Raw genomic sequence first — 15462 nt, forward strand, 5'->3', positions numbered from 1 at the left:
TCGGCGACGACGCCCTGACCACCGCGATCCTCGACCGACTCCTGCACCACGCCGAGATCATCACCATCAACGGACCCTCGTACCGGCTCAAAGACCGCACCCTGACAACCCAAGGAGGAGACACCCACCGACCCGCATGACGCCCAGGGACGACCGACACGATTCGGCGTACACCACACGACAAGACTCACTGTCCCTTGACACCCGCCGACCAGCACGACACCAGCGGCCACCCTCAATCAGGGCGAACAGACTTCTTCAGGAGAAAGTAATTACGGGTCTACTGCAGTGATTATCGGTCACTGATTTGATCGGTTCCTGTCGCTCGCCACGTGGATGGGACCGGGGTCTCGCCACGCGGTAGGGACCGGGCGTGGCGGGCGACACATGACTCCTCCTGATCGCGCACGCCCAGGGATGATGTCTGACCATCGGTTCAGCGCAACCGCCCTCCTTGTCTCCGGCGAGGTGAGTTCCCCACCGTGGCCGGGTCGAGGTCAGGGTGCCGGTCCTCCTCCTGGTGCCCTGCGGTGCGAGTCGCCGTCGTGAGGACGAACACCGCGTGGGGAAGTTGCCGGTCGAGCAGGGATGCGGTTGGTGGTGTGTTCGGGCACCATGACGCGTGGATCGGCAGGTGGATCAGGTCGCGTTGCGGTAGACGTCAGGACAGCCGGGTGTGACCACAGCTCAGCGGCACCGCGGCGCGAGCTGCCATTGTCGACGACCCCGCACCTCCCGGCCGATGCGTAGGGCTCGGTGGGCCGCCAGATCGTGGTGTCCGCGACCGAAGTGGTGATGCCTTGGGCGACGGCGGCGCGGGCCAGGTCGGTGCAGTGCCGATCGGTGTCGGCTCACTCGTGCTGCTCGGCTTCGCGCTCAGCATCGGATGGCTGCGGTCACTGTTTGTTCGTCAGCCGTCGCTGGTCCGTGGTGGATGTGGATCGCTCCGGTGCTGCTCGTTGTACTGATCGCCTCGCGCGTCGTCGGGCGGACTACGGCGCGTTCCCCACGCTGAGCATCGCGCTGCTTGCGCTCGCCGGCCTGTTCGTCGGCATCGCTGAGGAGGTGCTGACGAGGGCCTGGTCGTCAAGATGGTTTCGTGATGCCGGTCGGCCGAGTGGGTCGTGATGATGGTGTCGGCGTTCATCTTTTGCGATCATTCACGGGAGTGGACGCGTTGTAGCGGCAGGATCTGAACACTACGCTCATCCAGATCGTCTTCACCTTCGGCTTCCGCATCTGCAGGTACCTCACATTGCGCGCGGCGTGAGAACCTGATCTACGCGATCCTCATCCACGGCGCTTACCACTTCAGTCTGTTCGTGTCGCTCCCGGGGATCAACGATCTCTGGCCGTGGGCGGAGGGGGGCAGACCCAGGGCATCGCGGATCTCGCGACGCTCGGCCTGATGGTGAGGGTCCTCGTTGGCATCCTCTTCGTGCGCGGGCGGGCGCAGCTCACCGGAGCGGCCACGGCAGCCGTCTGATCGGGTCGACGGCGTCGGTCCGTACCAGGCCGTGGGTGTCGATCGGCCGTCGGACGACAATGCTCAAGCAACGGTGCTGTGACGGCGTGACCGCGTCACGGGGCTGCAGGGCGCGCTCGGCGGGTGGGGCCGAGGCCGTCGATGGGGAGCTGCAGCCTGGCGGCGAAGGCGGCACACCGGTGGCGGCTGCGGTCATCGACGAACAGTCTCCGGATGACGCGTCGTTGGCGTTCCGCGAGCTCCGCGACCCCCGCGGGACGACGGCGTGAACCTCGGCCCCGGAGCTGTCGCTCGCACGGATCGGCGTGTGCGGTCTGATCGTCGGGTCGGTCGAGCGTGCTCGGTGGATCGGCAGGGTCACACGCCACCGACCGTGGGCGATGCCGCACGATGCGCAGCGGACCGCGGCCGCGACTGGGCCGACAGCAGGAGGCGACGGCGACGCGTAACACCGGGAGATGCTCGACAAGCTCGGCGAGCGGGCCCTGCACGCGGGACTGCTCGCCTGCCTGCAGCGGGAGCGACGTGTCACTCGACGGAGGTCAGCGGGCACGCCCGCCGACGGTCCAGGGTCACGCGGGGTGCACATGGCACAAGCCCGGCGGGACGCCGGGGCGCCGCGAGTCGGGTGGCCAACCCCGACGCCCGCATCGCGGACACCGTGTTCCGCTCCTTGTGCCCGCGTCCGCCCGTCGGGACCGACGCACATGCACTCCGTCCGCGGCAGTGTGATCGGCGGCGCGTACGGCCTTGGCAGCGCCGCGCGTATCCGCGGGGACAGCGTGCCTACGCGCGGTGCAGGGGATCGCGATCCTGTACCACCCCCGGTGGGTGGACCGGTGCTGTGTCGGACGACGACCCCGCACCACCGCTGTCCCGATCGGCCCAGTACGCGCTGTGGCTCGACCTGGTGCGTGGGCGGCTGACGGAACAGCAGGCTGCCGCGCGCCACGACCTTGACGTCTCCGACGTGCGGCGCATCCGGCAGGTGGCGGAGCAGGCGGCGCTGTCGGCACTGTCGTCGGCGACGACGGACACGACCGCGCAGATCTCCTCGGCTGGGTCGCCCGCGCGTGATGCCCGTGGACGGGTCGTCGACCTGCTCTCCCACAATCCCGTGTTCTTCGACGTCCCCGACGAGCGCCGGCACGACCTGGCACGCCACGCGACGTTGGCGTTCCTCGGTCGTGCGACCCCGATCGCCGATGGGCTGGCCGCCGGACCGCTGCTGGTCGCCGCCGGGACGATCATGGCCATCGACCGCCAGGGTCGCCCGGTCGATCTGATCGGTGCGGGGGTGTTCCGGGCCCCGCGTGCGGGGCGTCGGCTGCGCTCCGTGACCGACGCCCGTGTCGTCGCGCTGCCGGCCGCTGCGGCCGACGATGCCGTTGCGACCACCCGTGCCCGGCTGGCGGCAGCGCGACCGTTCGGCGGTCACCGGGCCGCCGTCGGCGGGCCGAACGCTCCGCGACTGACCACGGGCGTGCTTGCGGATCTGCTGTCTCCGCACGTGCCCGCTCCCTCGTTGGAGTCGCGGACGCCGCTGACGCCGTCCGACACCCCGCTGGCTTCGTCCGACACGCCGTTGCTCGACGCGCTGCGCCTCATGCTCGCGTCCGGGGCCCACGAGGTGCGGGTCACCGACGGCGACCGGGTCGTCGGCACGGTCGCCGATGAAGACCTGCCCCTGCCTGTTGAGGCGGGGCTGTCATCGCTGCTGGACGTGCTCGCCGATGCCGGGTCGGTCGAGGCACTGACGGGCGTCCGCACGGCGGCTCGTGGCCTGGCACGGTCGGTCCTGGAGGCAGGTGCGGACGTCACCGAGGTCGGCCGGCTCCTTGCCGAGGTGGGCGATCATGTCGTTCGCCGGCTGCTCACGATCGCGGTTGACGAGCTCGGCACGGCGCCCGCCGCCTTCGCATGGCTGGTCTTCGGCAGCCACGCGCGAGGTGAGCTGACACCCGGCAGCGACCAGGACACCGGACTGGTCCACCAGACGGGACTCGACGACGAGGGCCGCCAGTGGTTCGCCGACCTTGGTTCGTGGATGACCGCCGCGCTGGAGACCTGCGGCTACCGGCGATGCGGTGGCGGAGTGATGCGTCGGAGCCGGCGTGGCGTCACGACCTCGACGGCTGGAGGCGCGCCGCCACGCGATGGACCGACCCGGCCGACAGCAACGGGCTGGTCGGCGCCGACATCGGGTTCGATGTGCGTGCGGTCGCTGGCTCCGGGGGCCTGGAAGCGGCCGACGTGGCGGACCGGTTGGCCCGCATGATCCTCGACACCACGCGCCACGCGCTCACCGCGGCGCGTCTCGCACGCGGCGCGGTGTCGCGCCGACCACCCAGCGCGCTGTGGGGCAGGGTCGGACGCAACCCCTCGGGCCGGCGCTGGGAGCGCACGCGCACCAGTTCGACCTGAAGCGCCACGGGATCCAGCCGATCGTCGACCTCGCGCGCATGCACACCCTGGCACGGGGTGGACGGGAGCTGGGCACCGTCGAGCGGCTGGCGGCATCCGCGGTCGACGGCAGCTTGAGCGTCGGACTCGCGGCAACTCTCGTCGAGGGCCTGCGTCTGCTGACCTGGACGCGTCTCTGCGTGCAACTCGGCGATGCCGGCGACCACCACGGCGACCACGTCGACTGGTCGGCGCTGCCGAGGCCGGCGCGGCGGCAGTTCAGCGAGACGTTCGGTGCGATCCGAGCGGCGCAGGACGCGCTGCGGAGGAGGTACCGCCTGGCCGCCGACTAGCCCGGCCGGGCGCCGGGGAGCCCGGTGTCGAGCGGCCCGGCGTCCGCCTCCGCGAACGGCTGGCGGACCGGCTCCGCCAGGCAGAGACATCGGCGGGGCTGGTTCCGCGAACGGCTGACGGACCGGCTCCGTCGGGCAGAGACATCGCCGCGCCGGGTCGGGCGACGCCCTCACCGCGACCCTCGTGGATAACGTCGGTCAATCGTGTGAGGTGACGAAGCTCCGGTCAGGCGGTTGACATCGTTGGCGGCCTCCATGTGTGGTGAGTGGCCCTGCCCGTCGAGCACGTGGACCTCGACGTGGTCGGGCAGGCCCTGTGCGTGGCTCGCGGGGACGACCCAGTCGTCGACACCCCTGATCACGAGCACGGGAATCGCCAGCCGCTCAAGATCGGGGCGCAGGTCGAGCGCCTGGCCGCCTTCGGGGCACAGCTCGGCCGCCAGTGCCCGCAGCGCCGCATCGACGCCGTCCTTGCGCTTGTAGCGCAGGACGTCGTCGACCAGCCGCCGCGTGACCAGGTCGGGATCGGCGAACAGCAACTGCAGCACTCCCTTGAGCTCGCGGCGGCGTCCGGCCTCGATGAACCCGACCCGAAGGTGTCGTTGATGTCGACGCCCAGGCCAGCGCTGTCGATCAGCGTCAGCGATGCCACCCGGTCGGACCGGTGCGCGGCGGCGCGCAGCGCACGGCCCACCCATCGAATGGCCGACCAGGTGGACGCGACCGACCCCGAGCGCGTCGAGGAGACTGCACAGCGCCGACACCGGTTCGTCGAAGCTCGATACGTCCTTACCGGACGCGCCGTGGCCGGGCGGGTCGACCGCGTAGGTGGTCCGGCCCTCCGACAGCTTCTCCGTCGTGAGCAGCCACGTGTTCAGGTCGCCGGCGAAGCCGTGGACGACGACCGGCGTCACCGTCGCCCCCTCCAGGGATTGCAGGTCACGGCCGTCTGCCGGGTCCTCCTCCCTGTACTCTGGCCGCACGGTAGGACGGAGGAGGTTGCAGCAACGTTGCGCCGGGCGGTTGACGACGCGCACGGCCTCGGTCACGCTACGGCGGGACCATCTGGAACGGTGTCGAGGCGAGCACGTGGCCACACCATGCGCGACGCCCTCCTTGCAGTTGACGTTGCCACCGACCTGCGCGCTCACGCCCGTGACCTGCGGCGCTGGTGGAACGCGATGTTCTCGGGTGCCGCGGTCACGCCGCCCGTGCGTCCCGTGATCGCGCGCTGGTGGTCCCGGATGGCGAGTGCGGGAGTCGATCCGGCGCGCCTGTGCCCGCGGGCGGCGCTGGCGATCGACGCGCTCGCCGACGCCCGCGCATCGTCGCCGTTGCGCACGACGCTGCCCGCCCTGCGCCGCCACCTCGGAATGATCGCCGATGACGCTGAGCGCATGATGGTCCTGTGCGACGTGATCGGATGCATCCTGTGGCTCGAGGGCCATCCCCGGGTGCTCGAGCAGGCGAAGGGCATCACGTTCGAGCCGGGCATGCTGTGGACCGAACGCAGCGCTGGCACCAATGCGATCGGCACGGCGCTGGCGATCGACCACCCGGTGCAGGTCTTCTCAGCCGAGCACGTCCTGCCTGAGCAGCGTCCGTGGTGCTGGGCGTCGTCGCTGCACGACCCGGTGACCGGTGATCTGCTCGGCGTCGTCGACCTCAGTGGCCCGCAGCGCACTGCGCTCCCCTACAGCGTGACCCTGGTCACCGCAGCGGCCAGGATCGCCGAGGCGGCGCTGCACGAGCGTCAGCTCGAGCGCGACAACAGGCTGCGACAGACCTACCTCGATGGCATCCGGCGGACCCGTGGGGCGTCCAGCGCGCTGATCGATGAACGTGGTCGCGTCCTGCTCGCGATGCCAGCGTCGTGGGTGTCAGGCGTGGTCGGCACGCCGGTCGCCCCAGGGCGGATCCGTCTGCCTACGGGCGATGTCGCCGAAGCGGAGCCGCTCCGTGACGGTGCGTGGGTGCTGTGGGGCGTTGACCGCGTGACCGCCCGATCCACCCCGCAGCGTCCGCGACTGTACGTCCGCCGCCTCGGCAGGCACGGCCGAACCGTCGCCGTCGGTGACGCGCCGCCCCGGTCGCTCAGCCTCCGCCAGGCGGAGGCGATCGCACCGCTCGTCCTGCACCTCGATGGGCTGTCCGCGGAGCAGCCGACGCTGCACTGTACGGCGACGCGGGCAAGCCTGTGGTGCGGGCGCTGATGTCGTGGCTGCGCACGCTGTTCGGTGGCTGCCTGCGTGCGCCCCCCTGCCGGCTCGACGCCGAGGTCGACGCTGACGTCCGCGAGGTGCATGCGCTGCTCGCGGCGGGAGAGGTGACTCGCCCGCTACCGCGGACCGTTGCTCGCCGACTCGGCGGTCGAGCGCATCGTCGCGGCACGAGACGAGCTCGCGGCGGCGACGCGCCGCGCGGTGTTGGACGCTGGCGACGACGCCCTGGACGTGGCTGGACACGGATCACGGCCGCGACGACGTCGATGCCATGCACCGCTTCGAACGCGTGGCCGACCCCGACGATCCGCGACGCGACGCGGCCGCGGCGCGCCTACGGCTCCTCGAGGCTGCCAACCTGCCCGCATGACGTCCACCGGTCACCGCAGCGAACAGCTCCCGGACCGTTCCGCCGCGCCGTCGAGCTGACGATGGTGCCGACATGGGGGGACGGACGGCCGTGTCGACCGTGACGTGCCCCCACTGCTCAGCGGAGGTCGCCGCGGACGTCTCGCACTGCCCGGAGTGCGGCCATCGGCTGGCATCGCGGCCGCGTCGTCGTGACGACACCGCGGCTCCGGGCGAGGACGCGGTGCGTGGATCGGGTGAGATGGGCTCCGATGACGAGACTCGCGACGTGGCGCCACGACAGCCCCGTGCACCGTCGGACGCCGATGCCGCGGAGCCGGCCGGCCCGGTCGTGACCTGCCCGTCGTGCGGTATGACCAACCCCGTGGGTTGGACCCTCTGCGGGCGGTGCGGCATGGGGCTGATCACCGTCGACGATCTCGTGGAGCGCCGTTGGGCGCGGGCGTGGCGTGGCGCCGGCCTGATCCTCGGACTGACGCTCGTCGTCGTGGTCGCGGCGGTCGCCGGTTGGCTGCTGCTGCGCGACGGCAGTGGCGAGTTCGTGGCGCCCAGCGGCGGGGCTCAGACCGCGTCCGCGGCGGCGCCGAGCGCGGCGGAGCCGACCGTTGCGTCCGAGCAGGTGCGGGTCGTGCTCGGTCCTGGTGACACGGGTCCGCGTGTGCGCGGATGGCAGCGGGCGCTGCGCGAGGTCGGGCTCGAGGTCGACGTGGACGGCGTCTTTGGGCCAGGCACCTTGGAGGCCACCCGGCGGTTCCAGGCGTCGGTGGGCGAGGAACCGACCGGCGAGGTGACGTCGCGGACGCTGGCCGCCGGCAGGTATGCGTCGTCTCTGCGGCAGGTCGGCATCTTCCTGCTACATGACGGCGAGCTCGAACGCGTCCACCGGCGCGTGGACGAGACGCAGCTGGCACGCGGCGCCCTCGAGGCGCTGGTCGCCGCGCCGCTGGCGTCCGAACGCGATGAGGGCCTGTCGACGGCGATCCCGCGTGGGGCGACCGTCGTGGCGGTGTCGGTCGGGGACGGGACCGCGACGGTGCGGTTGCGCGGGTTCGCCGCTGCCACCGGTGCCGGCGACCTTCAGGTGCGCGTCGACCAGGTCGTGCGCACGCTGACGCTCTTCGATTCGGTCGATGACGTGCGCTTTGTGCTACCCGCCGACGACATGGCGGTCTTCGCCGACGCGGGCATCCCCCTCGACCGACCACGAGGTGAAGCGGGTCGGTGACGCACGTGACTTCCTCGGACCGGACCCCGTGCCCACCTACGGTCAGCCGCTCGGGGTGCTCACGGGAGTCACCTCGGCATCCGGCTTCGGCGTCGCCGGGAAGGCACGTCGCGCGTGACGGGCGATCGAGCGGATGAGGGCGACGTCGATCGTGCCCCCGATGACGCCGCCCGCGAGGGGGATCGCCCGACCGAACCTGACGAGTGCGCGCTCGCCGGTACCGACGAGCAGGCGGAAGCCGATCGCTTTGTTCACCATCGTGGTCACTGACGGCGCGATCTTCCGCAGCCACGCCATCGTCACGCCACCGGCCGGCAGCACCATGCCGGCGTGGCTGAGCACCGTGCCGATGTCGTCACCCGTCAGCGCGGTGAGCACCGCGATCCGGGTTTCGGGTCGCGCGACGTCGTGGCCGCGGACGTGGGCGAGAGCGGCCACCATGCGCGTCGCCAGCGTGTAGAACCCCAGCAGGTTGGCCGGCACCGCCACCGGCAGCACGATGAACCCGCCGAGGCTGGTGACGAACCCGCTGACCGCGGCCAGGCGGGTGTGGTCAGCGATTATCTCGTCGATCGCCGCCTCCGGTGTGCCGTGCGCGGCCAGCGCCTCCTCGGCGACCTGCCGTGCGGGGGCCAGCGGGCCGACGCCGTCGAGGCCACCACGGGCGAGCTGGGCAACGAACGACTCGGCGATCCGATCGGTGATGCCTGGCATGGTGACGTCCTTGGTGGAGGTGCCTGGGGGCCGCGGCGGACCATGGGTGGGTGGTTGGACAAGACCGTTCCCAGTCCGGGGCGTGACACGCCTGGTGTCGCGTCGTGTCGGCGAGTCTCGTGGGCGCTCACTACACTCGTCGTTCACCTCATCGCATCCTCTCCCGAAGGTCGGTTTCCCTGTGCGCTTCCCACGTATCTCCGTCACGTCGCCGTCGTCGGTGCTCGTCGCCGTCGTGTGCACGATCCTCGTCGCCGCATGCGGCGGTGCCGCCGGCTCGGACGTCGCCGCCACCGTCGGTGACGTCCAGATCACGACCGCCGAGGTCGACGAGGCGTACCAGCAGCGGGCCGAGGGTCCAGCGGCCGCCAGCGAGCTCGCGGGCGATGAGTCCGGAGCGGTCGAGGAGGAGCTGAAGGCGGGCGTGCTGACGAACCTGATCCGCACGGAGGTCCTGCACCAGGCCGCCGAGGAGCGCGACATCGAGGTCACCGACGAGGAGATCGCCGAGCAGCGGGCGCTGCTGGTTGAGCAGGCCGGCGGTGAGGAGGCGCTGCAGGAGGTCATCGAGAACGCCAACGTGTCCGACGAGGAGCTCCGCGCCAACCTCCGCGACCAGGTCATCCAGAATGAGATCACGTCGCAGCTCGCCGAGGGCGTCGACCAGGTGGCGATCGAGGACGCGTACGAGAAGGACCCGCAGGGCCGCTACGGCGCGAAGGTGGAGGTCCGTCACATCCTGACCGAGAAGCGTGCGCAGGCGCGCGACGCCATGGAGCGCCTCGAGGCGGGAGAGGACTTCGGCGAGGTCGCCAGCGAGGTGTCGATCGACCCGGGGTCTGCCGAGAACGGCGGCGATCTCGGCGCGATCGGGCGCGGGGCGACCGTGCCGCCCTTCGAGAAGGCCGCCTTCAACGCCGAGGTCGGCGAGCTCGTCGGGCCGGTCAGGAGCGACTTCGGGTTCCACGTGCTCGAGGTGACGGGCAGGGTGCCAGCGCCTGATCTCGCCGACGTCGAGAGCCAGATCCGCACCGAGCTCGAGGCGCAGTCCGGGGGGCAGGCCTTCAACGAGTTCATCACCGGCTTCGTTGCGGACCTCGACATCGAGGTGGACGAGCAGTACGGCCGATGGGACGAGGCGGCCGTCGCGGTCGTGTCCGCCGACCAGGGTTCCGAGGCGCCGGGTACCCCGTCCGACCTCCCGCTGCCCACGGAGCTGCCCTCGGAACTGCCGACCGGATGAGCCGGGTCGCAGGCGCCACGCACGCACGCGCGGGCACGTTGACCGCGGCGTCGGCGCTCTACGATGCTGGGATGGGAGGAGCACACGACGACGGCGAACGCGTCCACCCCGAAACCGTCGCCGACTGGGCCGGGTGGCTGGTGGACGACCACGAACGAGCGGACGGCGGTGTGGCTGGTGTCGTGGAGAAGCACACGGGGCGTCCGACGGTCAGCTCTGACGATGCCGTGACCGAGGCACTGCGGTTCGGCTGGATCGACAGCGTGGGACGCAGGCCTCGACGATGACCGCACGACGCTGTGGTACTCGCCGCGCCGGAGCGGGAGCGGCTGGTCGCGGCCGAACAAGCAGCGCGTCGAACGTCTCGAGGCCGAGGGTCGGATGGAGGCGCCCGGCCGGGCGGTGATCGAGCAGGCGAAGGCGGACGGCACCTGGACCATGCTCGACGAGGTCGAGGACCTGATCGTGCCGGACGACTCGCGGCCGCTTCGACGCCCATCCCGGCGCTCGCCCGCACTGGGACGAGTTCCCACCGTGGTCGCGCCGGGCGATCCTCGAGTGGATCGTCCAGTCCAAGCGGGGGTGACGCGTGCGAAGCGGGTCGCCGAGACCGCGCGCCTGGCTGCGCGGGGCGAACGCGCCCAACAGTGGCGACCGAAGGGCTGACTCAGCCGGCAGGTGTGCCCGACTCGGCAAGCAGTCCGCGCACCTCGGCCACCGCAACGGGGTCGTCGAGGGCCTCCAGCGCCGCCGCGAGCTCGACGCGTGCCCTGACGATGCCACCGGTCCGCAGCGGCGCCTCGCCGCGGAGGCGGCGCGCGGTCCCGGCAGCGTCCGCGCTGGCGGCACCGAGCATCCGTGACGCGGCCTCCCACGCCTCGACGTACCGCGCCGACGCCAACAGTGCCTCGGCGAGGGGGAGCTGGGCCTGGTCGACCAGCGTGTCGGCGCCGACCCGTGCCGCGAGGTCGGCTGCCTCCTCGAGCAGCTCGACCGCCTCGGCGTGCCGCCCCTCGCGCAGGGCGACAACGCCGAGGTTGCACGTGGCCTCGGCGACGCCGCGCGGTGCGCGTGCGCCCCGCCACGAGCGCAGCGCCTCGGTGAACCGGGCGTGCGCGTCGTCGTGACGTCCGAGCACCAGCAGCACCTCGCCGATCGCGTTGGCGGATGCCGCGACCTGCAGGACGTCACCGGCCCGTGCGCGGGCGTCGTGGCTGCGCCCGTACAGCCACAGCGCCTCCTCAAGTCGACCGGCGCGCTGCGCGTCGCGACCGAGGTCGTACAGCACGGTGCCCTGCGCGGCCAGGTCACCGAGCGCGGCAAACACCGGAAGGGCCGCGTCACGGTGGCGCGCCGCCGCGGCGTGGTCGCTCAGTGCCGTGTGCGCGCGGTCCAGCAGGTGGTACGCGTGGGCGAGCGTCGCGTCGTCGTCGGCCAGGTCCGCGAGAGCGACGGCCTGCTGGGCGTGGTCGACGGCGTCGGCCGCCCGACCCTGCCCGAGCCGGGCGGACGCGTAGCCGGCCCGGGCCTGCGCCAACAGCTCCGCCCACGTCGTGCCCGAGCAGGACGACGCCGCGGTGATCACGCGACGGTACAGCCGCAGCGCCTGCGGGAACCGTCCGGCGCCCTCATGGGTGCGCGCCCGCCGCAGCGTGACGGCCAGCTGTCCCTGCCGGCCGGGGGTGGTCGCCGCAGCGAGGTCGTACGAGCGCAGCGCACGCTCCCACTCGCCGGCGCGCTCCCAGACCTCGCCCGCCGCGACCGGTGACCGCGACCTCGGCATCCGCGATGTCCAGGCGCCTCGGCCCGCGTAGCGCCATGTCGGGCAGCTCGCCGGCGACGGCAGTGGCCCCGTGGTCCCGCGCGTGCTCGGCCGCCCGGCGCGCGGTGGCCCACGCGTCCGCCCAGCGCTCGGCCCGCTCCAGGTGCACGGGGAGCTGTGAGGCGGGTCCCGCACCCGCGCGGCCCAGGGCCTCGGCTACGAGCGCGTGCAGCTCGCGACGACGACGGAACGCGAGGCCCTCGTAGGCGACCTCGCGCACCAGCGCGTTGCGGAACGCGAAGGTGGCGCCGTCGACGGTGACGAACTCGGCCAGCCGCCGCCACCGGTCGTGCTGGTCGTGGGCCAGGCCGTGCCCAGTCAGGGTGGCGTCGAGCAGGGCTGCGTCGAACCGGTCGCCGAGCACCGACAGGTAGCGCAGCGCACGACGGTCGTCGGGGTCGAGCCCGTCGATGCGTGCGGCGATGATGGCCTCTACCGACCGCGGTAGTTCGTCTGCCTGGTCGGCCTGCGCCGAGATCAGCGCTGCGAGGAACAGTGGGTTGCCCGCCGCCTGCTCGACGAGGCGCGGCATGCGGTGGACCGGCACCGGCGTGTGTTCGGCGAGGCGGGCGGCGAGCTCGGCCGCCGTCGCTGCATCCAGCGGTGGGAGGTGCACCCGCCTCGCCGGGAAGCCACGTCCATGGTGCAGGCCGGTCACGCCACCGCGGTGGGTGATGAGCACCAGCCAGGGGTGGCCGGGCAGCATGCGCGCGAGCACGGCCGCGATGAGCTCCGCCGACGCGTCGTCGCAGTGCTCGGCATCCTCGATGACGACCACGGCGGGACCGCTCGCGACGGCGCCGAGGAGGTCGGCCACCGCCTGGTGCGTCCGCTCGCGTCGGTACCGGGCCGCGACGTCGTCGACCTGGGGTGTCCGGGCGACGTCTCCACGCACGGCGGTGGCCAGCAACGGCAGCCAGGGCATGAGGTCGGGCGCGACCGCCGTGACCGTGTCGGTCAGGGCTGTGCCCGCCTGCTCGGCCGTCGCGTCGCGCGGGATCTGCAGGATCCGCCGCAGCAGCACACCGGCCGTGTGGTACGGCGACGTCCGCTCGTAGGGGTCGCACGCCTCCTGGAGCCAGGTGACGTCGCCGCATCGGGCGCGGAGCTCGGCGCTCAACCGGGACTTGCCGACGCCGGCGTCACCGGTCACCTCGATCACGCGTCCGCGTCCGGCGCGCGCCTCGGCGACGGCCGTCTCGAGTACGGCGAGCTCGTCGTTCCGCCCGGTGAACGGCACCGACCGGTCGGCCGCCGCCGTGCTCGCGCTCACCGCGCCCTCGACGAGGCTGGCGCGCACCGGCGCGTCGTGTCCCTTGACGGTGAACGGTCGCACGGGCCGGGTCACGAACCGCCGGTGGACCTCGTCGGTGACCGCAGGCGTCGCCAGCACCCCGCCCCACGGGGCCGCGCGCATGAGCCGCGCCGCGAGGTTGGTCGCCGCGCCCATCGTCGAGTAGGTTCGACGAAACGGCGCGCCGACGGTCCCCGCGAACACGTCGCCGGCGTTGACGCCGACGCGGACCGGCAACCCGTGGTCGGCGTCGACCATGCGCCGCGCGACCCGCAGCATGCGCGCCTCGTCGTCTTCGGTCGCGTCGGGTGCCCCCGCTGTCAGCATCAGCGTGCCGCCGCCGACGGCGACGTCGGTCGCGGTCAACAGCACCCCGTACTCGTCGAGCGCCTGCATCGCCGTGGTCGTCAGCGCCTGCACCGGTGGAACGTCGCGTCGGCACCCTCGTGGGTCAGCAGGTCGTCGACCGCGCCGAAGTGGGCGAAGCACACGGTGGCGCGCCGGTGCTCCTGCTCCAGGTTGCCGAGCCGCGCCCTCAGGGGCGGCGCGATGTGGCGCGCGAGGTCGTCGACGCGGCCCGTCGGCGGCGGGCTGATCGGAGGCAGCGCGGGCACGGACCGCAGGATGTGTCCGGACCCACGACGGCCCCTGAACGTGGCGCCGTCGACCGCGCCGGCGGTCACGGGCGTCACCACCACATCGCCGGCCTCCGCGTCGACCTCCGCAGCCACCGTGCGCGACGCTCCCGGGCCGAGGACGTACAGCTCGAGGTGGTCGTCGCCGCACAGGAAGAACGAGAAACGTCCGGTGTGCGCCCCCACGCACATGCGCAGGTGCACGCGGCCCCGCGAGCTGTCGACCCCGCCGATCACCCGCAGGACCCGCTGCATCGTGAGCGCGGCGTGGCACGCGCGGTGCGCGTGGTCGGGGGTGTCGTAGAACAGCAACAGGGCGTCGCCGCTGAACTTCAGGACGTCGCCGCCGTCGGCCGCCGCCGTCAGCAGCACGGTGAACACGTCGGAGATCGTGCGGACGATCTCCTCGCCCCCCGCCTTGCCGTTGCGTGACAGCTTCTCGGTCAGGCGCGTGAAGCCGGAGACGTCCGCGAAGACCAGCGTGCCGTCGGCCTCCCAGTGACGGGGCCCATCGGCGCGCTGCCGCAGCAGCAGCCGCGGGATGTAGGCCTCCAGCCCGTCGTCACGCATCGGTCCACGGCAGCGCGAACACGTCGCCCTCGGCTGCGGCGCTGACGTCGACCGGGCTCTTCGCGTTCGCGCAGGTGGTCAAGGCCTCGACCTGGTCGTCGGTGCGGTCGGGGTCGTGGTGGAACAGCACCAGCCGGCCGACACCCGCCGCCTCGGCGAGACCGACGGCGTAGTCGACCGTCGCATGCCCGAACGCCCGGCGCTGCGGCCACTCCGACGCGAGGTACTGCGCGTCGTGGAGCAGCACGTCCACGCCGTACGCCAGCGTGCACGCCGCCTCGTGGTACGGGCCGAAGCCCTGCGGCCCGTCGCCGAGCGACGCGGGGTGGTGGTCGGACAGGTACGCGATGCTCGCCCGGCCGTCACTGATCCGGTAGCCGAACGTGCGACCGCCCTTGTGCGGGATCTCGCGTGCGAGCACGTCGAACCCGGCGATGCGGTACACGCCCTCCCGCAGGCCATGGAACCGCCAGCGGCCGCGCAGCCCGTCGGGACCGATGGGAAAGTGGGGCGGCGAGAGCCCACGGGCCAGGACATGCTCGGGGGATCCGTCCTGCTCCGGCAGGTAGAGGTCGACCCGGGCGTCCGGGTGGTCACCCGCGCGGAAGAACGGAAGGCCCTGCGTGTGGTCCCAGTGCAGGTGACCGAGCAGGATCGCGCCGACGAAGGGCCCGTCATCAAGCAGCGCCGTCATCCTTCGCGCGCCCGTGCCCGCGTCGAGCAGCAGCGTGACAGGAGCGTCATCGTGTGCGACGGCGACGCACGACGTGTTGCCGCCGAATCGTAGGAACGCCTCACCCGGGGCCGGCGTTGATCCGCGGGTGCCGCACAGGTGCAGCCTCATCCTCCGGCCGCGTCGGCCGATGTGCGCTCCTCGCCGCGGTGGCCCTCGGCGAGCTCGCGCAGCGTGTCGCGGTCGAGTTGATGGGCCCGGGCGACCGCGACCCTGCACGCGGTGTCCGCGCGCAGCGTCGACGTGCGTGTGCCCCCTCGAGCACTGCACGCTCCCCGAGGATCGCGCCCGGGCCGACCTCTGCGACGGCCTCGCCGTCGACCTCGACCGTGAGCATGCCGTCGAGCACCAGGTACAGCTCGTCGCCGGGTGCGCCCTGCTCGGTCAGCGTGG

At 72.4% G+C, this 15462-nt stretch carries 15 protein-coding genes; 9 read left to right on the forward strand and 6 right to left on the reverse strand.

Translation table 11 applies throughout. The features are described from left to right. From VK923_20870 to VK923_20890, 5 genes are all read left to right on the forward strand, one after another. Positions 1-140: ATP-binding protein (locus VK923_20870; GenBank protein HSJ47132.1), on the forward strand; the 140-nt coding region annotated here is incomplete at its 5' end. Between the two features lie 1214 nt (positions 141-1354). Continuing rightward, entirely contained in the window at positions 1355-1486 is a 132-nt protein-coding gene (locus VK923_20875) for a hypothetical protein (protein ID HSJ47133.1), read from the forward strand. A gap of 86 nt (positions 1487-1572) precedes the next feature. After that, positions 1573-1755, forward strand: a complete 183-nt coding sequence (locus VK923_20880; protein ID HSJ47134.1) for a hypothetical protein — start codon at positions 1573-1575, stop codon at positions 1753-1755. 575 nt (positions 1756-2330) lie between these two features. Continuing rightward, entirely contained in the window at positions 2331-3764 is a 1434-nt protein-coding gene (locus VK923_20885) for a DUF294 nucleotidyltransferase-like domain-containing protein (protein ID HSJ47135.1), read from the forward strand. A 79-nt stretch (positions 3765-3843) separates the two neighbouring features. Continuing rightward, complete coding sequence (locus VK923_20890; protein HSJ47136.1) at positions 3844-4242, forward strand: putative nucleotidyltransferase substrate binding domain-containing protein; 399 nt, start codon at positions 3844-3846, stop codon at positions 4240-4242. Positions 4243-4412: 170 nt separating this feature from the next. Here VK923_20890 and VK923_20895 read toward each other — a convergent pair whose 3' ends face one another. Next, positions 4413-5156, reverse strand: a complete 744-nt coding sequence (locus VK923_20895; GenBank protein HSJ47137.1) for an alpha/beta fold hydrolase — start codon at positions 5154-5156, stop codon at positions 4413-4415. A gap of 186 nt (positions 5157-5342) precedes the next feature. Between VK923_20895 and VK923_20900 the strand changes: the two genes are divergently transcribed. Together VK923_20900 and VK923_20905 are read left to right on the forward strand one after the other, a co-directional pair. Beyond that, complete coding sequence (locus VK923_20900) at positions 5343-6455, forward strand: GAF domain-containing protein (protein ID HSJ47138.1); 1113 nt, start codon at positions 5343-5345, stop codon at positions 6453-6455. Between the two features lie 772 nt (positions 6456-7227). Next, positions 7228-8058 carry a GerMN domain-containing protein gene (locus VK923_20905; GenBank protein HSJ47139.1) on the forward strand — a complete coding sequence of 277 codons (831 nt, stop codon included), beginning with the start codon at positions 7228-7230 and terminating at the stop codon, positions 8056-8058. Between the two features lie 42 nt (positions 8059-8100). Here the strand turns inward: VK923_20905 and VK923_20910 are convergent, their stop codons facing one another. Continuing rightward, on the reverse strand, positions 8101-8772 hold the full coding sequence (locus VK923_20910) for an EcsC family protein (protein HSJ47140.1): 672 nt from the start codon (positions 8770-8772) through the stop codon (positions 8101-8103). 181 nt (positions 8773-8953) lie between these two features. Between VK923_20910 and VK923_20915 the strand changes: the two genes are divergently transcribed. Continuing rightward, the gene (locus tag VK923_20915; GenBank protein HSJ47141.1) at positions 8954-10015 is read left to right on the forward strand and encodes a peptidylprolyl isomerase; all 1062 of its coding nucleotides are present in this window, start codon (positions 8954-8956) and stop codon (positions 10013-10015) included. 71 nt (positions 10016-10086) lie between these two features. Further along, the gene (locus VK923_20920) at positions 10087-10302 is read left to right on the forward strand and encodes a hypothetical protein (GenBank protein HSJ47142.1); all 216 of its coding nucleotides are present in this window, start codon (positions 10087-10089) and stop codon (positions 10300-10302) included. Positions 10303-10682: 380 nt separating this feature from the next. On the opposite strand, the gene VK923_20925 is transcribed toward VK923_20920, so the two are convergent. Genes VK923_20925 through VK923_20940 form a run of 4 tightly spaced genes read right to left on the reverse strand, consistent with a single transcriptional unit; the run spans position 10683 to position 15180 of the window. After that, positions 10683-11600 (reverse strand): tetratricopeptide repeat protein, encoded by a 918-nt coding sequence (locus VK923_20925; GenBank protein ID HSJ47143.1) that lies wholly within the window; start codon positions 11598-11600, stop codon positions 10683-10685. Between the two features lie 43 nt (positions 11601-11643). Further along, positions 11644-13551: an AAA family ATPase gene (locus tag VK923_20930; GenBank protein ID HSJ47144.1), complete on the reverse strand. Its 1908-nt coding sequence runs from the start codon at positions 13549-13551 to the stop codon at positions 11644-11646. Then, positions 13539-14336, reverse strand: a complete 798-nt coding sequence (locus tag VK923_20935; GenBank protein HSJ47145.1) for an adenylate/guanylate cyclase domain-containing protein — start codon at positions 14334-14336, stop codon at positions 13539-13541. Before VK923_20935 ends, VK923_20930 begins: the two co-directional genes overlap by 13 nt. After that, positions 14329-15180 carry an MBL fold metallo-hydrolase gene (locus tag VK923_20940; GenBank protein HSJ47146.1) on the reverse strand — a complete coding sequence of 284 codons (852 nt, stop codon included), beginning with the start codon at positions 15178-15180 and terminating at the stop codon, positions 14329-14331. Before VK923_20940 ends, VK923_20935 begins: the two co-directional genes overlap by 8 nt. Positions 15181-15462 lie beyond the last annotated feature (282 nt).

It is taken from the genome of Euzebyales bacterium, assembly GCA_035461305.1.
Lineage (GTDB): Bacteria > Actinomycetota > Nitriliruptoria > Euzebyales > JAHELV01 > JAHELV01.